Origin of the sequence: Clostridium ljungdahlii DSM 13528, assembly GCF_000143685.1 — a bacterium.
Lineage (GTDB): Bacteria > Bacillota > Clostridia > Clostridiales > Clostridiaceae > Clostridium_B > Clostridium_B ljungdahlii.
On the sequence record NC_014328.1, the window covers coordinates 3,865,193 to 3,881,065 of the forward strand.

Genomic DNA, 15,873 nt, shown 5'->3' on the forward strand with positions numbered 1-15,873 from the left:
TTAAGCCCTATGTCCCAAGGAATACGTCTCAATTTAAGGGTTTTGGGGCTTTTTGTAATTTAAAAATATTGTTTCTAAATTATATATACACATATAAAATTGCAAAAATTTTTATCATAATAATATTTACCATAATACCTCATATTAAATAGATTTTAAAGCAATACTTTAATAGAAAAGGAGATTTACAATGTCTAAAATATTTTTTAAAGGCAGTTGTATGCTGAATCCTGTACCTTCAGTACTTATAACTTCAAAAAGTAAAAATAGCGATATAAATGTGTTCACTGCTGCCTGGGTAGGCACTGCATGTACTAAACCACCTATGATTACTATAGCTATAAAACCAGAGAGATTATCCTATAAATACATAAAGGAGACAATGGAATTTGCAGTAAACCTTCCCTCTAGAAATTTAACCAGAATTGTAGATTTATGCGGTGTAAAATCTGGCAGAGACTTTAATAAAATAAAAGAATGTAAATTAGAATTAGAAAAAAGTGAAAAAATATCTGTTCCTTGCATAAAAGAATGTGCTGTTAACATGGAATGCAAGGTTAAAAGCATAATTCCTCTTGGAAGCCATCATTTATTTATAGCTGAAATTTTATCGGTTCACGTAGATGAAAATCTAATAGACAATAAGAGGAAAATACATTTAGAAAAAGCTAATCTCATATGTTATTCTCACGGAGAATACTTTCCTATAAATTCAAAACCTCTAGGCAAATTCGGATTTTCCGTCAAGAAGAAAAGGTAGTTTTAAATTAAAATACATATAACTTAAAAGTGAAGGTTGAACTTATAAATATCTTATAGTTTTTTAACTTAAAAATAAACCTATACGTAAGAACATTTTTACAACAAACAAGTGCATTTAAATATTTTGTACATAAGTCTTAGTAAAAAATTCGTAAAAACTTAGGGTTTTTGAATTGTTTGAGGTACGAGTTTTCAAAAGTTCTTAGTTTTTTTAGAATTTTTTATCTAGACTTATCAAAATATTTAACCGGACTTGTGTTTGTAAAAAATGTTCGGAGTATAAGTTTATTTTTCCTTAAAATACCTACATAGATATTTTATTCTCCTACATCTATCCATTCTCCTTTTGTAAGTTCACTTATTTCTGAGGGACTTATTTTAAGTGCATATTCTTTAGATCCTGCTGCAGGATAAACATAATCGAAGTCCTTTATTGAATCGTCCAAATAAATTTTAATATTATTTTTTATACTCAAAAAAATCTTCCTGTAGATAAGTCTACAGGAAGATTTATATTCTTCCACTTCTTATCTTTCAGGTAATACCTGCTGGAATTGGCACCGTTGGATTACATCCAGGTTGCCGGGCTTCATAGGGCCAGTCCCTCTGCCGCTCTTGATAAGAACTTAATATTTAATTTAATAAATTGTAGCAAACTGCTAATTATTTGTCAACATATTTTCATCAATTTAACTTATAAAAATAAAACATTCAACACACTTATTTTACAATAATTTTTCAACCTGCACATCATAACTTCCATCAGGAGATGCCACAGTTGCCTTTTGACCTACTTTTAGTTTATAAAGTGCCTTTCCTAAAGGAGACTCTATACTTATCTTCATATTCTTAACATCTGCTTCTACTGTACTAACTAAGGTAACTTCTTCAGTTTCATCTACGTCACAAAATTTTACTAATGCGGTTTTATTTATATCGAATACATCTGCTTCCGAAGAGCTTTCGATTATTACTGCATTCTTGAGCTGAGCTTCAAGTTCCTGTATTCTAGTCTCAGTCATAGATTGATCATCTTTTGCAGCATCATAATCTGCATTTTCACTTAAATCACCTTGTGCACGTGCTGCTTTCAACGCTAACTTGATTTCTACCCTCTTAACTGTTTTTAAATATTCTAATTCATCTTCTAACTTTTTTTTACCTGATTCTGTAAGAATCACATCTTGCATAAAAAAATCACCCACTATTCTAAATTTTATCTGATGGCTACCTACTGTAACACTTTCACTAAGTAAGATTCATTGATAAGGCTTTGCTGCAAAACTTGATAAATTTTGTATAAGTTTAATAGCTTTTATACATTTATTTACTTTACTATTTTATTATAATATTACTAATTAAATAATACAAGTTAAATGACGAAATCACTTATTATGCATACTATTTAAACCCATATTCCGCAAATAATGTGACGTTAAGATCATATTGACATTAAAATATCTATCATTATATAATATTATTGGAAGTAAATTTGAAAAGACATTCTCACAATGAATTTGTGTGTAATGAGAGCATATAAATCTAAGAATTTCTTACTTGGATTTTATGTGCTTTTTTTGATGAATAAACTACGAAATTAAATAGAAATTATATATAGGAGGCTTTGACTTATGAAAATAAATTTGAAAGATATTTTTCTTATACTAGTAGGTTCACTTTTCGTAGCTTTTGGCACTTATTTTTTTCTAGCTCCAAATCATATAGCAGCTGGAGGAACAAGCGGTATCGCTATAATTATAAACAGTATATTTCCAAATATTCCAATAGGCCTTTTAATGATGGGCATGGAAGTTATACTTTTTACCATTGGTATAATTGTAATAGGACCTGTGTTTGGTGGTAAGACCATATTTTGTAGTTTTTCTATATCCGCTCTTGTACTTTTAATGGGAAAAATATATCCCAATATAAAGCCTTTCAGCAATGATACTTTAATTCAACTTATATTAGGCATACTCATATGTGGATTAGGTATGGGAATTGTATTTAACTTAAACGCCTCTACTGGTGGGACAGATATAATTGCAAAAATAATAAACAAATACACTCAAATAAGCATAGGCAAATCTGTTCTAATGGCAGACATCGCAATAACTATAGCAGCAACCCTAATACTTGGAGTAAGCAAAGGAATGTATGCAATTCTTGGAGTAATATTGAACTCTACTATAATTGATAAAGTTATATTAAGTTTGAACTCCTATAAGCAAGTTGCTATAATAAGTAACAATGGTGAAAATATAAAAAAATATATTGTAAATGAACTATCTAGAAGTGCGACTATCTATTACGCCAAAGGAGCCTATAAAAATAGCAATAAAGAAGTTATAACCACCATTTTGGACAGAAAACAGTTTTTAAAGTTAAAAAATTATATAAAAGTTTTAGATGACAAGGCCTTTATTACTGTAAATGATGTAAATGAAGTACTAGGAGAAGGATTTACTCGTATAATATAAAAAACTGTCTAGTTTTTTATATTCAATTTTCATTGTAGAATAATAATCCAACTCTTGGTAATAATTTAAATTAGTACTTAAACTAGAGGAGGATGTAAAAATGGCACTGCCAAATCACATAGGTATAATTCCAGATGGAAACAGGCGCTGGGCAGTTAAAAGAGGGTTAAGCAAAGAAAAAGGATATAGTTTTGGTCTAAAACCTGGAATAGAATTATTTAAATTATGTGAAAAATTAGGAATAAATGAATTAACCTATTATGGATTCACTACAGATAATACTAAAAGACCATCAATTCAAGCTAAAGCCTTCACCAAAGCTTGTATAGAAGCTGTAAAAATACTTTCAAAAGAAAATGCTTCTCTTTTAGTAGTTGGAAACTCTGAATCTCCTATGTTTCCAAAAGAACTTCTCCCTTATATGGTTAGAAAAGATTTCGGTAAAGGGGGAATAAAAGTTAATTTTTTAGTAAATTACGGGTGGGAATGGGATTTAGGTAAAACTAAAAATTTATCAACTACAAATAGACATTCCATTATATCCAGTCTAAATTCCCATGATATATCAAGAGTAGATTTAATAATAAGATGGGGTGGTAGAAGAAGGCTCAGCGGATTTTTACCAGTTCAATCTGTATATTCAGATTTTTACATAATAGATGACTATTGGCCTGATTTTAAAATGGAACATTTAATACATGCTCTAAAATGGTATAACGATCAGGATATAACTTTAGGCGGATAACTTTCTTAATTTAAATATAGAGTTTCTAGATTGAAGTTACCTTATACAAAGCATATAATGACAAATTTTAGCACCATAAAAGCTTTTGACAAGTCTAAAGCTTGGCATTTTGAAAATCTAAGAACCTTAGATAAACTCGTACCTTAAACATATCTAATCTCCTAAGATTTTCTAAAATGCCTTGCTAAGACTTATGAAAAAGTTTTTAAAGGTGCTTTCAATTTTGTCATTACACTTTATGTATAAGTTTAAATTTCAATTAGAAGCCCTATATAGATTTATATGGGTACTCTAACTCAAAAATCAACTTATACACAGGCATATTTTTACAATAGTGAAGCTCTTTTAAATATTTTGTATATAAGTCTTAGAAAAAAATTCGTAAAAACTTAAAACTTTTTAATTGTTTGAGGTACGAGTTTTCAAAAGTTCTTAGGTTTTTTAGAATTTTTTTCTTAGGCTTATCAAAATATTTAATGAGCTGAAGGTTGTAAAAATATCCGGAGTATAAGGTTGATTTTTTGCTTAGAATACCTATAATCATATTTGTTTAATTTACATATAATAAATTGTGTGTTTATTTCCCTATTATTTAGGTTATATTGAAGTCAATTTTCTTTATCAATTGAGAATACATATCGAAGTAGTCTTCTATTGACTTATAATGATTTTTGTCCTATTATAATAGGTATTAGTTCTTATCATTTGATAACTGCTAAATTTTAGGGGAGATGTTTTTTAAATGGATGAAAAAGTAAAGACAGCAAGACTTTCTATAATTTCTAATGCATGTTTAATAACTATGAAATTAATAGTTGGGATAATTACAGGATCAGTTAGTATCCTGTCAGAAGCCATACATTCAACTATGGATTTAATTGCAGCTATAATATCGTTTTTTTCTGTTAAAATATCATCCAAGCCTGCAGATGCAGAGCATCCTTACGGGCACGGTAAATTCGAAAATGTATCCGGTGTAATTGAAGCACTGCTTATATTTGCTGCATCCATATGGATAATAGTAGAAGCTATAAAAAAGATAGTAAGCGGAGGAGAAGTATCCTCATCCAGTCTAGGATTCTTTGTTATGTTTTTTTCTGCTGCAATAAACTTTTTAGTATCCAAAAGATTATATAAAGTAGCTAAAAAAAATGACTCTATTGCTTTAGAAGCAGATGCTCTTCATCTTAAAACAGATGTATATACTTCCCTTGGAGTTGGCGTAGGGCTTTTTCTAATATGGATTACAAAACTGCATTTTCTAGATCCTGTAATAGCATTAATTGTAGCTTTATTTATTTTAAAGGAAGCCTTATGTCTGCTAAAAAAAGCCTTTAATCCATTAGTAGATGTAAAATTATCTGATAAGGAAATCAGTATTGTAAAAGATTGTATATCTAAATACAGTTCCGGTTACTGCAACTTTCACAAACTTAGAACAAGAAAATCTGGAAATAAAAGATATGTGGATGTTCATTTAGTGTTTCCTGAAGATATGCATATAAAAGATGCTCATAAATTGTGTGATGACATAGAAAACGAAATGAGTCACTCACTTCAAAATACGGAAGTAATGATTCATCTAGAATCCTGCGATGATAAATGTACTAGCTGTAGACTTGCTGATACAACAAAATGCAAAAATAGATAGGATTTTATCATCCTATCTATTTTAATGTTTTTTATTATTTATCTTCTACTTCATTTAAAGCTTTAACTAAACTGTTAACATCAATGCCATGTACTGCAGCAGCTTCTTCAACTGTTTCTGCTAAAGATGCAGGACAGCCTATGCATCCCATTCCAAAATTCATTAATGTTTCAGCATATGCTGGCTTCATTTTTACTATTTCACCTATAGTTGTATCTTTAGATATCTTTGCCATAATTTTCAACCTCACTTTTCACTTTTTAATTTATATATTCATTTAATTTTTTAATATACTTTTTATTAACAAATTCCAATTCTAAGATAGTGCATTTAATGCCCTTACTAAATTATCTGCATTTAATCCATGTACATTTGCAGCTTCTTCTAATGTCTCTCCTTGAGATTCACCACAGGTCACACATTCCATTCCAAAAGTCATCAATCTTTCTGCATTTTTGGGATTCATTTTAATAATTTCAGCTATAGTCATATTCTTAGTTATTTCAGACATATTAAATACCTCCACCTACATTATTATAATTACATTAAATATATTTTATACAGTGAACTACCTTATACTCAAATCTTTATAAATATAAAATTCAAGCCTGTACTCATTATTTAAGTACATTATTACCTAATAGACATTGTCACCATCATAATACTACTAAACTTGTCATATATCAAGTTTTATATATAATTCCTTGCTATTTATTATTTATCATCTTGCAAATAGTTGCATATTATAATGTGCAGCAATTATATATTCTACTTCTACCCTTTTCATGCCATTCATGTATAAAGTTACTTTTTATCCATAAGCTTAAAACTCGAATTAGTAATTTGAAAATTACCTTTTAATCCATCTGTGACATAAACTTTTTTATCCTTTGTAATAAATATAGCCTGTAATCCATTTTTTTTGTTTACATAGTCCATTCCCTTATCCACTCCTAGATAAAATATATTTTTAGTCATGGCATCAGCATCTATGGAAACATCTGTGACTAAGGTAACGCTAGCTAAATTATTATCCATAGGATATCCTGTAAAGGGATTTAATATATGGTGATATTTTTTCCCATTTTTTTCGAAATACCTTTCATATATGCCTGAAGTTACTACAGTTTTATTTGTAACATTTAACCCTCCAGCAGGATCTCCTCTTGTTTTAAAAGGATCTTGTACTCCTATGTTCCATGGTTTTCCGTTAGTATTAGTATTTATAGCTAAAATATTTCCTCCCAAGTTTACAATGGCGTGTTTAACCCCATTTTCCTTTAGTATTCTTGCAGCCTCATCTGCAGAATATCCCTTTGCAATTCCACCTAAGTCCAAAGACATACCCTGTCTTTTTAGCATTACCTTACTATCCTTTTCATCTAATAATAGATCTTTATAATTGATAAGTGATTTCTTTTCATCTATTTCGCTTTGAGAAGGAAGTCTAGCGTTATCTGTTCCTATTCCCCATAGTTTAACTAAAGGCCCAACTGTTATGTCAAAAGCCCCTGATGACTGTTCTGAATAGTATTTTCCCTTTTTTAAAACATAAAATGTATCCTTGGATACTTTGACAAAATTCTTACCTGCAGCATCTGCCACTGCATCCAATTCTGTGCCAGGTTTATTTACACTCATCTTATTTTCAATTTCTTTAATTCTGGCAAACGCTTTATCTATAACTGATTCAGGCTTATTGTCATATACCGTTATAGTACATATAGTACCAAGCATATATTCAGTTTTTGAAATAGGCTGCACATTGTCTTTTATACAAGAAGTTAAAGGAATTATAGAAACTATAATTATGATAATCAAAAATATATTTAGTTTTCTATTATGTTTCATATCATTTAACCTTTCTAATAAAAAATAATTTACTTTAGCTTTATAGGCAAACCACAAGCTACCATATATACTTCATCACTAAAGCGAGCTATAAACTGATTAACCCTTCCTAAAATATCTACAAATACTCTGCTTAGCTTATACTCAGACACTACACTATATCCTACTTCATTAGTAACAATTAAAATATGCTTGTCACTATGTTTTACAGAAGATATTATATTATCTACTTCCTTAATTATATCCTTTTCTAATTTTTCTATGTCATCAGATGTAATATTGTCAAAGTCATAGTTTTTTTGAAAAATTATATTAGTTACCATAGTTCCTATACATTCTAACATTATGTATTTACTGCTGGATTTTTCTATAGCCTTGTCTAACTTAGTAAAACCTTCATAAGTTTCCCATTTCTGATTTCTTCTCAGTTTATGCTTCTCAATTCTCTTTTCCATTTCACTGTCGGTAACTACAGCAGTTGCTATATAAAGTACGTCATCTTCATTTTCAAGAATTTTCTCTGCAAATGTACTTTTTCCACTTCTACTGCCTCCTGTTATTAAAGTTATCTTTCCCATATTTTATCCTCCATATCATGCCAATAACTCTGTTTATAATAGCTTAGTAAGTATAACAGCAGCTATTATCATAGTAAGTATTTCTACCATCTCATTATCTGCCCCAAATAAGTCTCCTGTAAGGCCTCCAATTTTTTTGTTACAAAATACATTTATTAAAAGTGCCATAATCAAAGCAGCAGGTATCATTATAGCAGCATATTTTGGATTCATACCGCAAAGTAAAATGGCAATAGTTACAACAAGTGCTAGAAACATCTGTAACTTTCCTATATTTCCTATAAAGAAGTTTCCTGTTCCTGTTTTCTTAGCCGTTCTACCTATAAAAGCTATAAATACTATTGAAAATCTACCTATAACAGGTGCAGCTATTATTATAAAAGAAAACCTAGGCACTATAGAACAAAGAAGACTGTATTTTAATATTATATCCATAACTATAGTAGCACACGCATAAGTTCCTATTCTGCTATCTTTCATTATCTCTATAATTTTGTCATTACCTTTAAAGGCAAAAAAACCATCACTCATATCTCCTAGTCCATCTAAATGCAGTGCACCTGTAATTATGATACCGAGTAAAAGTATTATAGCTACACTTACATTTACAGGAAGCACCATTATACATAGTTTGTACACTATCCATTGAATTCCCCCTACCAATAGTCCTATAACTGGCATAAAGACAGTGCCTCTCCTAAAATTTTCTTGTTCACAAGAGAAGCTTTTATTAATTGGAATTCTAGTCATAAATTGAACCATTAAAAAGAAATCATTTATTAGATTCTTCAAAGTAATTACCCCCTAGTATAATCTATAGTATATTTGAATAAAATTGTAATCAATATTATGTATTAACATGGGTGATACTATCTATAAATAAATTACTATATTCATACTTAACTAGAGTAATATCTCCATTCTTTGAAGAAAATTTCCAGAAAAAATCAAGTATACCATTTAAAACATAACAATAAACTGATCTTATAACACCGCTGTGAGTAACTACTAAAACGTTGTCTTTGTTTAACTTTAAAATATCATCCATAAAGCTTTTTACTCTAGAATAAAATTCAACATAACTTTCTCCTTCAGGTGGTGACACACTTTTCCAATCGTCACTCCACTTTTTCCATTCTTCAGGGTAAAGTTTCATTATTTCTTTGTAATTTTTACCTTCAAACTTTCCAAGATTCATCTCATTTAATCTTTCATCTGTAATAATCTCCTTAGAATTACTTCCTAAAATTATCTTAGCTGTCTGAGATGCCCGTTTTCTGTCACTTACATAAATATCATCAAATTCTATATTACTTAAAAGCTTTTTTGTCTGTTCTGCTTGACTTAAACCCTTTTCATTTAAAGATACGTCAAGCCTTCCGTAATAATATTTATTATTATTTTCATTTGTTTGTCCATGTCTTACAAAATAAATATTCATGAGTTTTACCCTCCTGCATAAAGCCAGCATTGCGTGCTAACTTACCTTAGTTATTATATAATATTTGAATAAAATATACAAATTCTAAGGATAAATGTAAAAAAATAAGAGTGAAAATTTCCGCTCTTATTTTAAATGAGAAATAGGTATAAAGTATGTTAATTTATTAACTTTTACAAGTTAATAATACCACAATTTTCTTAATAATCAAGCTTTTTATAATAATAAATATATATTTTATAACCTTTTATTAATTTATGATCATTTTGTTTCAGTTATGTATTGTATATTTATTAACAACTATATATATGTTATCTTAATCAATATAAGTATATAACATTTATTATAATAATTACCACAAATTTAATTTTGACAACTAATAATTTTTATTATATAGTAGAATTGATTATAAAATAAGGATGGTGCATATGGATAATTTAACTTCTATTTTTAGAGAAAAAAAGCTAAAACTTACCCCACAGCGTATTGCTGTATATAAATATTTACAATCTACCAAGAAGCATCCTTCGGCTGAAACCATATATAAAGCCCTTCAGCTAGAATATCCTACTATGAGCCTAGCAACTGTTTATAAGGCTCTAAAAACTTTAGTTGATGTAAATTTAGTACAGGAAATCAATATAGGAGAAGGCAACTTTAGATATGATGGAAATGTTCATCCTCATTCTCATATACAGTGTATAGTTTGTGAGAAAGTAGATGACGTAGAAGGAATTTGTTTTTCTAATTTAAATGATAAAATTAAAGATTGTGTTGACTACGAAGTATTAAGTAATCAGGTTTATTTTTACGGCATATGTAAAGACTGCCAAAAAAATTCTAAAGAATAATGCTTGTGGGGAGCAAAATCTAAGGCAGTTATCTTTTATAATTAAGATAACTGCCTATTTTTAAGATGACTCATCTACTACTTCATTCCATTCATTTTTAGTGTATTTTCCAGAAAGTATACTGTCAACCTTGCTTGATATATTATTTTTAAAGCTTTCTGGTACATTATATATAAATGCTATATTGTCTTCCGTGCTGTTTTCCAAATGAGTTATTACACACTTTTTTATACCATCTTTTGAAATGTCTGAGCTTTTAAATCCTGTTACAAAACCTTTGTCACTTAACTTCTTTTGAGCATCTTTTCCAAATGCAAACTTTATAAATTCGTTTGTCTCTTCTGTGTTCTTACTACTTATAAGAACACTCATTATAGCATCTGCCATAATTGGAACTTTTAACTGACTTTTAGAATTTGGGCTATAGTACTCAAAGCATTTTATATTTTTGCTTTTTAAATTATTCACATAATATGAAGATGCTATTATTACTGGAATGTCTCCTTTATCAAACTTTTTTAAACTTGATTCATTTCCTATTTCAAAAGTATCCTTGTTTATAGATCCATTTTTTACAAGATCATTTAACAAATCGAAACTTTTTTGAACCTCAGTTAACTTTTTGTATGCAGAAGGTCCGCTATCATATATATTTTCAAGTTTCTTCATAGTAATTGTATTGCTTGATATAATAGAAAATAAAGTATTATTAATATCCATTCCTTCATTAAGAACTACAGGTACTCTCATTGATGTAGAGTTCATTGTCTTCAAAGAAGCATTAAATTCATCTATATTATTTGGTATTTTTAGGCCTAACTTATCGAAGGCACTTTTATTGCAGAGTATCTCTATAGTATAAGGCATTACAGCAATTCCATAATATCTATCATTAAACCTACCATAAGATTTTACTGAAGTATAATATTTATCAGTTAATTTATTTTGTTCATACGTATTTCCCATATCCGCTAAAAGTCCTTTTCTAACTAACTTTAGCATGTCATTTCTTGAAGCAATTACGATATCTATATCACTAGATTCACTTACATTTTCATCCACTTTTTCTCCTATCGCATTATTTATGTTTACCTTTACTTTAGGATTTTTCTTTTTATATTCATCTGTTAAAAATTTTATTATATTTAAAGATTCTTTATCCTTTACACCTACATATACATTTATCTGTCTATTTTTTTTGAGTGTTTCTGTATTTTTCCCACATGCAGATAAATTAAATAACAATATTATCATTAATAAAAATGTAATTGTCTTATTTTTGAGCATAAATTCTATCATCTCCTTTAAATATAATTTAAGCCCCTTTTCTATAAATTTATTTTGTACATAATAATTAAATATATAATACATTCATATAATTAAGTGGAGGTGAAATTTATGAAATTTAGGATAATATTTCTAAAGAAAAAATATATCTACTTTTTTATATTACTATTGATATTTATATCAGCAGTCATAATTTTTATAGTATCCAGAAGCTCTTCTCCTTCATTTAACACTATTTCAAATAATAAAAAAATAAAAGCAGATTTTAATGGTGATGGAAAAGATGATATATTATCTATTGTGCGTAATGAAAATAAGTATTCAATGAAAGTAATGATTGGAGATAAGTCCTTTAATTTTCAAACAGATAGAAATTCCCCTACAATCGAAAGTTATTCTCCTTATTGGCCCATTAGAGTAATTCTTATGGATGTATCCAGAAATAAGATTCCTGAAATATTTGTACAAGGTTCCATTGCAAATAAACCAGTTCAACGTGTTTTTACATTCAATAATAACAAATTTGATAATATATTTTCAAATTATAACAACATATTGGGATTTATAGACTGTAAAAACAACAAGACACCAAAAGTAATATCTGGTAAACTCCAAGGAGACAGCATGACACTTTCAAATTACATTTTTTTAAACTATAAATTTAAAAATTACAATTATGAGAGTGACAGTACTTTTATGGGAAAGGATACTATATGTGCATTTATTAAATTAATTCAAGGACTTCCTCAAAGTGAATCCTACAAACCTAAAGATATATTTTATTCTAGCATATCCAGTGAAAATATGTCTCTAATAGGTAACATGTCCGGTGAAAACAACTCCTATGTATTTCAGGATGCACTGTTCATGGAAACTAAATGTGATACAAATGGAAATACTTCTGAGTTATCCTGGACATTAAACTTTAAAGCCATTTCTAACACAGATACCAACATAGTAAAAAATTATACTCTAAACTTAGCTCTCATACCAGATAAAAGTAGTGAAAAAAAATATCATTTTAAAATTGCATCTATGTATAAAGCTAAATAAAAAAGGGACCGTTCTCGCGGTCCCAAGGGGGATGGGGGGTTATTACATCAAATAACATTTTTATTACTTGATGCTAGGAGATTTAAATCTCCTAATTACATTTATTATAATGTCCCATTCCAAACAAATTATTCATAAAAATTAAAATTTTTAATATATTTTATACAATTCCTCTAATTCTCTCTTTATATCTTTTCTAAGCTCTATAGGTTCAATTATTTCCGCATCTTTTCCAAAGCTCAGTACCCATTTTTTAATGTCTTCCAATTCATTTAAGTATATAGTAAAAAGTATCTTTCCACCTTCAAGCTGGTCTATATGCTGATGTATATGCCATGTAGTATCTTTTATAAAAGCAGCTTCCTTCTCACTAAACTTTATTACTACCTTTATTTTATCACCCATAAATATACCCCAGTTCTTGTCCAAATATTCTTTTAGTGAAAATGTATGAGGTCTCATATATATATCTTTACTAATTTTCAAATTTTTTACTCTATTTAGCTTAAAGCTGCGTATATCACCTTTCATATGACAATAGCCTATTATATACCAATCTCCTTCTTTAAATATCAAATCGTAGGGATCTATTTTTCTCATAGTTAAATTATTTTTATTTACTGAAAAATAATTTATGCTTAAACTTCTTCCCCTGCTCATAGAATAATTTATCTTAGATATCTTATCTTCTAGATTTTCCATATTTCCTACATAATTTATTGAAAAATTCTTATTGTCATTTATTTTACTTAAATCCTCATTTTTATTTACATTTACGCTTTTTACTTTAAAAATCGCATTTTTTAAATCCTTTTCATACACAAAACCATTTTTTGATGTAAGTATTTCCTCCGCCATAAGAAGAGCTTCCAGTTCATTTTCACTTAAGTTGGAAGGTTTTATATAAAAATTTTGGTCTATATAAAATCCACCATTTCTTCCTTTTTTTGTATATATAGGTACACTTGCTTCGTTCAAATTTCTTATATATCTATATATAGTTTTTTTATCCACTTCCAAAATTTCAGATAATTCTGATGCAGTAGTTAAACCTTTATATTGCAGCATTATTATAATTTCTAATAAATTAGAAATTTTAGACATAGTCCTTACCCCCAATATATTTAGTGTTTATAATAATTTATATCGTTACTTTTTATAAACTTTTTAGTAAAACTTTATTCTAAATTAAACCTGTTCTAGTTTAATTTAGAATTTTAGGTATAAGCTTTAATTTTAGTATCAAATTTTTTACCTATGAATAATATATATTATAAATTAATTATGTTTAATTTAAATAAATACAAATCTGTTTACTTAAAAATGAGGGGTGAATATGATGTCAAAACACCATCGCAAAAATTACAATACTGGTTTCAATTTAGGTGATCTTCTAAATAATATAGATATAACTCAACTTGTCTCAATAATATCTGCCCTAGGTGGTAACTCCAGAAACTCTTCCAATGACCAATTGGGTGCAATGTTGAGCAATCTAAATTTAGGGGATATTTCCAAGAAAAATAATGTGCCTGAGTTTAATCAGTCCAATATAAACTCTCAGCTTGCAGAATTGGAAAGAAAATTGTCTCAGACGGAAGACAATAGCAGTGGAAAAGGTGAGATATTAGATGCATTAAGACAACTTCAAAATTCTCCAGACGCAGCTAAAATATTAAATAGTTTTATGAATTCCAATAATAATAATAAATAATTAAATTACATTTTTTTAATTATCTCCTTCAAAAGGGAGTGTTACAATAGCAATTTTTTAAATTGTTTTGAACACTCCCTTTTTATATTATTACATCATATTAAGTTTTTGCAGTAAAAGTGCTGCCACTGTTACTGAATTAAATGCACAATGATTGAAGACTGCATACCAGTATCCCTTTTTATTTATTAAATAGCAATTATAAATACCAATCCATAATATTATAGGGAATGCATTTAAACTAAAATGAATTACTGCAAATATTAAGCTACTCAAAATTGCAGCCAGATATACTCCCATTCTCTTAGTAAATATTTTTTTAAATAAAAGCCATCTAAATACAAATTCCTCAAGTATAGGTGCAAATATTATGACTACAGGTATCATTATCAAAAATTTATTTAAAGACATATTAGCCATATGTGTAACTATATCCTGCTGTTTTAATTCAACTCTAAAATTAGAAAGTATAATAGTTTCAGTTATAGATATACCTATTGTTATCAAATAAAATACCACCACTGCTGCTAAAGCTTTAAAAAATTTAAATCTTCTTATATCAAATTCATATGGTCCATCCCTATGTCTTAAATATCTTATATTTAAAAGCACAAATATAAAAGGTATAAAATTTTCCGTAAATATGCAAGTAATCATATAAGCTATTCCAATTAACACTAATAGTAAATTACTCTTCTTTTTATCTCTCCAAAACTTTGAAAACACTAAAAATGGTGGTACATATACAATTGAAAATACAAGGACATCCTTTATAATATCCAATTTAAACATGGCTAATTTCTCCTTGCTATTATTTGCTTGCCTTAACTTAAATTTATTCTATGAATCCTGCACTAATATTTTACCCTTTAATAGGAATTTATTGTAGATTCCAAAACTTCTAAAATTTTCTCTTTTCCTTGCTTATTTAATGCAGAAAAAGTTAAAATCTCATCTTCCCCACTCATTTTTAAAGTATCTCTTATAACTTTTAAATTCTTAGACAGTTGGTTCTTAGACACTTTATCAATTTTAGTAGCTACAATAGCAATATCATAGTTGTAGTGCTTAATCCACTTATACATAGTTATGTCATCAGCTGTTGGTTTATGCCTGCAATCTAAAATAAGCACTATCTTTTTTAATTGCTGTCTAGCATTTAAATACTTTTCTATTATGTTTCCCCAACTTTCCTTTTCTTTCTTGGAAACTTTTGCATAACCATATCCAGGTAAATCTACAAGATAAAAGTCATTATTTATTAAGAAAAAATTTATTTGCCTGGTCTTTCCAGGCGTAGCACTGACCTTAACTAGCTTTTTTCTATTTGTTAAGGTATTTATGAGTGAAGACTTTCCTACATTAGATCTACCTACAAAAGCTACTTCTACTCTGTTATCCACAGGATATTGCCTAGGACTTACTGCTGAAATTATAAATTCTGACTGTTTTATTTCCAT

19 protein-coding genes and 1 riboswitch are annotated in these 15,873 nt (G+C 28.4%); of the genes, 7 read left to right on the forward strand and 12 right to left on the reverse strand.

What is annotated here, in order from left to right:
- Positions 1–190 precede the first annotated feature (190 nt).
- Positions 191–760 (forward strand): flavin reductase family protein, encoded by a 570-nt coding sequence (locus CLJU_RS17450; protein WP_013240167.1) that lies wholly within the window; start codon positions 191–193, stop codon positions 758–760.
- 319 nt (positions 761–1,079) lie between these two features.
- Here the strand turns inward: CLJU_RS17450 and CLJU_RS22665 are convergent, their stop codons facing one another.
- Positions 1,080–1,238 carry a YbaK/EbsC family protein gene (locus CLJU_RS22665; protein WP_013240168.1) on the reverse strand — a complete coding sequence of 53 codons (159 nt, stop codon included), beginning with the start codon at positions 1,236–1,238 and terminating at the stop codon, positions 1,080–1,082.
- A gap of 48 nt (positions 1,239–1,286) precedes the next feature.
- Positions 1,287–1,387: riboswitch (SAM riboswitch) on the reverse strand.
- Between the two features lie 100 nt (positions 1,388–1,487).
- Complete coding sequence (gene greA, locus CLJU_RS17455; protein ID WP_013240169.1) at positions 1,488–1,952, reverse strand: transcription elongation factor GreA; 465 nt, start codon at positions 1,950–1,952, stop codon at positions 1,488–1,490.
- 441 nt (positions 1,953–2,393) lie between these two features.
- Between greA and CLJU_RS17460 the strand changes: the two genes are divergently transcribed.
- The 3 genes from CLJU_RS17460 to CLJU_RS17470 all read left to right on the forward strand — a co-directional run bounded on the left by CLJU_RS17460 (position 2,394) and on the right by CLJU_RS17470 (position 5,638).
- On the forward strand, positions 2,394–3,242 hold the full coding sequence (locus tag CLJU_RS17460) for a YitT family protein (protein ID WP_013240170.1): 849 nt from the start codon (positions 2,394–2,396) through the stop codon (positions 3,240–3,242).
- Between the two features lie 100 nt (positions 3,243–3,342).
- Positions 3,343–3,987, forward strand: coding sequence for an undecaprenyl diphosphate synthase family protein (locus CLJU_RS17465; RefSeq protein ID WP_013240171.1), 645 nt, complete (start codon positions 3,343–3,345; stop codon positions 3,985–3,987).
- Between the two features lie 742 nt (positions 3,988–4,729).
- Complete coding sequence (locus CLJU_RS17470; RefSeq protein WP_013240172.1) at positions 4,730–5,638, forward strand: cation diffusion facilitator family transporter; 909 nt, start codon at positions 4,730–4,732, stop codon at positions 5,636–5,638.
- Positions 5,639–5,672: 34 nt separating this feature from the next.
- Here CLJU_RS17470 and CLJU_RS17475 read toward each other — a convergent pair whose 3' ends face one another.
- The 6 genes from CLJU_RS17475 to cobC form a co-directional block, all read right to left on the reverse strand.
- Positions 5,673–5,873, reverse strand: coding sequence for a DUF1858 domain-containing protein (locus tag CLJU_RS17475; RefSeq protein WP_013240173.1), 201 nt, complete (start codon positions 5,871–5,873; stop codon positions 5,673–5,675).
- Positions 5,874–5,954: 81 nt separating this feature from the next.
- Positions 5,955–6,149 (reverse strand): DUF1858 domain-containing protein, encoded by a 195-nt coding sequence (locus tag CLJU_RS17480; protein WP_013240174.1) that lies wholly within the window; start codon positions 6,147–6,149, stop codon positions 5,955–5,957.
- Positions 6,150–6,442: 293 nt separating this feature from the next.
- A complete protein-coding gene (locus CLJU_RS17485) occupies positions 6,443–7,489 on the reverse strand; it encodes an FAD:protein FMN transferase (RefSeq protein ID WP_013240175.1) in 1,047 nt (348 codons plus the stop codon).
- 29 nt (positions 7,490–7,518) lie between these two features.
- Positions 7,519–8,067 carry a bifunctional adenosylcobinamide kinase/adenosylcobinamide-phosphate guanylyltransferase gene (cobU, locus tag CLJU_RS17490; RefSeq protein WP_013240176.1) on the reverse strand — a complete coding sequence of 183 codons (549 nt, stop codon included), beginning with the start codon at positions 8,065–8,067 and terminating at the stop codon, positions 7,519–7,521.
- A 33-nt stretch (positions 8,068–8,100) separates the two neighbouring features.
- Positions 8,101–8,859 carry an adenosylcobinamide-GDP ribazoletransferase gene (gene cobS / locus CLJU_RS17495; protein WP_013240177.1) on the reverse strand — a complete coding sequence of 253 codons (759 nt, stop codon included), beginning with the start codon at positions 8,857–8,859 and terminating at the stop codon, positions 8,101–8,103.
- Positions 8,860–8,914: 55 nt separating this feature from the next.
- Positions 8,915–9,508 carry an alpha-ribazole phosphatase gene (gene cobC / locus CLJU_RS17500; protein WP_013240178.1) on the reverse strand — a complete coding sequence of 198 codons (594 nt, stop codon included), beginning with the start codon at positions 9,506–9,508 and terminating at the stop codon, positions 8,915–8,917.
- A 428-nt stretch (positions 9,509–9,936) separates the two neighbouring features.
- On the opposite strand from cobC, the gene perR reads away from it, so the two are divergent.
- The gene (perR, locus tag CLJU_RS17505) at positions 9,937–10,359 is read left to right on the forward strand and encodes a transcriptional regulator PerR (protein WP_013240179.1); all 423 of its coding nucleotides are present in this window, start codon (positions 9,937–9,939) and stop codon (positions 10,357–10,359) included.
- 60 nt (positions 10,360–10,419) lie between these two features.
- Here perR and CLJU_RS17510 read toward each other — a convergent pair whose 3' ends face one another.
- The gene (locus CLJU_RS17510) at positions 10,420–11,646 is read right to left on the reverse strand and encodes an ABC transporter substrate-binding protein (protein WP_013240180.1); all 1,227 of its coding nucleotides are present in this window, start codon (positions 11,644–11,646) and stop codon (positions 10,420–10,422) included.
- Between the two features lie 111 nt (positions 11,647–11,757).
- Here CLJU_RS17510 and CLJU_RS17515 point away from each other — a divergent pair, with 111 nt between their 5' ends.
- Positions 11,758–12,699 (forward strand): FG-GAP repeat domain-containing protein, encoded by a 942-nt coding sequence (locus CLJU_RS17515; RefSeq protein ID WP_013240181.1) that lies wholly within the window; start codon positions 11,758–11,760, stop codon positions 12,697–12,699.
- A 150-nt stretch (positions 12,700–12,849) separates the two neighbouring features.
- On the opposite strand, the gene CLJU_RS17520 is transcribed toward CLJU_RS17515, so the two are convergent.
- Positions 12,850–13,803 (reverse strand): helix-turn-helix transcriptional regulator, encoded by a 954-nt coding sequence (locus CLJU_RS17520; RefSeq protein ID WP_013240182.1) that lies wholly within the window; start codon positions 13,801–13,803, stop codon positions 12,850–12,852.
- Between the two features lie 232 nt (positions 13,804–14,035).
- Between CLJU_RS17520 and CLJU_RS17525 the strand changes: the two genes are divergently transcribed.
- Positions 14,036–14,413, forward strand: a complete 378-nt coding sequence (locus CLJU_RS17525; RefSeq protein ID WP_242825687.1) for a hypothetical protein — start codon at positions 14,036–14,038, stop codon at positions 14,411–14,413.
- 90 nt (positions 14,414–14,503) lie between these two features.
- On the opposite strand, the gene CLJU_RS17530 is transcribed toward CLJU_RS17525, so the two are convergent.
- Positions 14,504–15,205: a CPBP family intramembrane glutamic endopeptidase gene (locus tag CLJU_RS17530; protein WP_013240184.1), complete on the reverse strand. Its 702-nt coding sequence runs from the start codon at positions 15,203–15,205 to the stop codon at positions 14,504–14,506.
- Positions 15,206–15,282: 77 nt separating this feature from the next.
- Positions 15,283–15,873, reverse strand: a complete 591-nt coding sequence (yihA, locus tag CLJU_RS17535; protein ID WP_013240185.1) for a ribosome biogenesis GTP-binding protein YihA/YsxC — start codon at positions 15,871–15,873, stop codon at positions 15,283–15,285.

Excerpts from the sequence above, each read along its gene's own strand:
- CLJU_RS17450 (WP_013240167.1), top strand. The coding sequence starts at position 191 with ATGTCTAAAATATTTTTTAAAGGCAGTTGTATGCTGAATCCTGTACCT.
- greA (WP_013240169.1), bottom strand. The coding sequence starts at position 1,952 with ATGCAAGATGTGATTCTTACAGAATCAGGTAAAAAAAAGTTAGAAGAT.
- CLJU_RS17460 (WP_013240170.1), top strand. The coding sequence starts at position 2,394 with ATGAAAATAAATTTGAAAGATATTTTTCTTATACTAGTAGGTTCACTT.
- CLJU_RS17465 (WP_013240171.1), top strand. The coding sequence starts at position 3,343 with ATGGCACTGCCAAATCACATAGGTATAATTCCAGATGGAAACAGGCGC.
- CLJU_RS17470 (WP_013240172.1), top strand. The coding sequence starts at position 4,730 with ATGGATGAAAAAGTAAAGACAGCAAGACTTTCTATAATTTCTAATGCA.
- CLJU_RS17475 (WP_013240173.1), bottom strand. The coding sequence starts at position 5,873 with ATGGCAAAGATATCTAAAGATACAACTATAGGTGAAATAGTAAAAATG.
- CLJU_RS17480 (WP_013240174.1), bottom strand. The coding sequence starts at position 6,149 with ATGTCTGAAATAACTAAGAATATGACTATAGCTGAAATTATTAAAATG.
- CLJU_RS17485 (WP_013240175.1), bottom strand. The coding sequence starts at position 7,489 with ATGAAACATAATAGAAAACTAAATATATTTTTGATTATCATAATTATA.
- cobU (WP_013240176.1), bottom strand. The coding sequence starts at position 8,067 with ATGGGAAAGATAACTTTAATAACAGGAGGCAGTAGAAGTGGAAAAAGT.
- cobC (WP_013240178.1), bottom strand. The coding sequence starts at position 9,508 with ATGAATATTTATTTTGTAAGACATGGACAAACAAATGAAAATAATAAT.
- perR (WP_013240179.1), top strand. The coding sequence starts at position 9,937 with ATGGATAATTTAACTTCTATTTTTAGAGAAAAAAAGCTAAAACTTACC.
- CLJU_RS17510 (WP_013240180.1), bottom strand. The coding sequence starts at position 11,646 with ATGCTCAAAAATAAGACAATTACATTTTTATTAATGATAATATTGTTA.
- CLJU_RS17515 (WP_013240181.1), top strand. The coding sequence starts at position 11,758 with ATGAAATTTAGGATAATATTTCTAAAGAAAAAATATATCTACTTTTTT.
- CLJU_RS17520 (WP_013240182.1), bottom strand. The coding sequence starts at position 13,803 with ATGTCTAAAATTTCTAATTTATTAGAAATTATAATAATGCTGCAATAT.
- CLJU_RS17525 (WP_242825687.1), top strand. The coding sequence starts at position 14,036 with ATGATGTCAAAACACCATCGCAAAAATTACAATACTGGTTTCAATTTA.
- CLJU_RS17530 (WP_013240184.1), bottom strand. The coding sequence starts at position 15,205 with ATGTTTAAATTGGATATTATAAAGGATGTCCTTGTATTTTCAATTGTA.
- yihA (WP_013240185.1), bottom strand. The coding sequence starts at position 15,873 with ATGGAAATAAAACAGTCAGAATTTATAATTTCAGCAGTAAGTCCTAGG.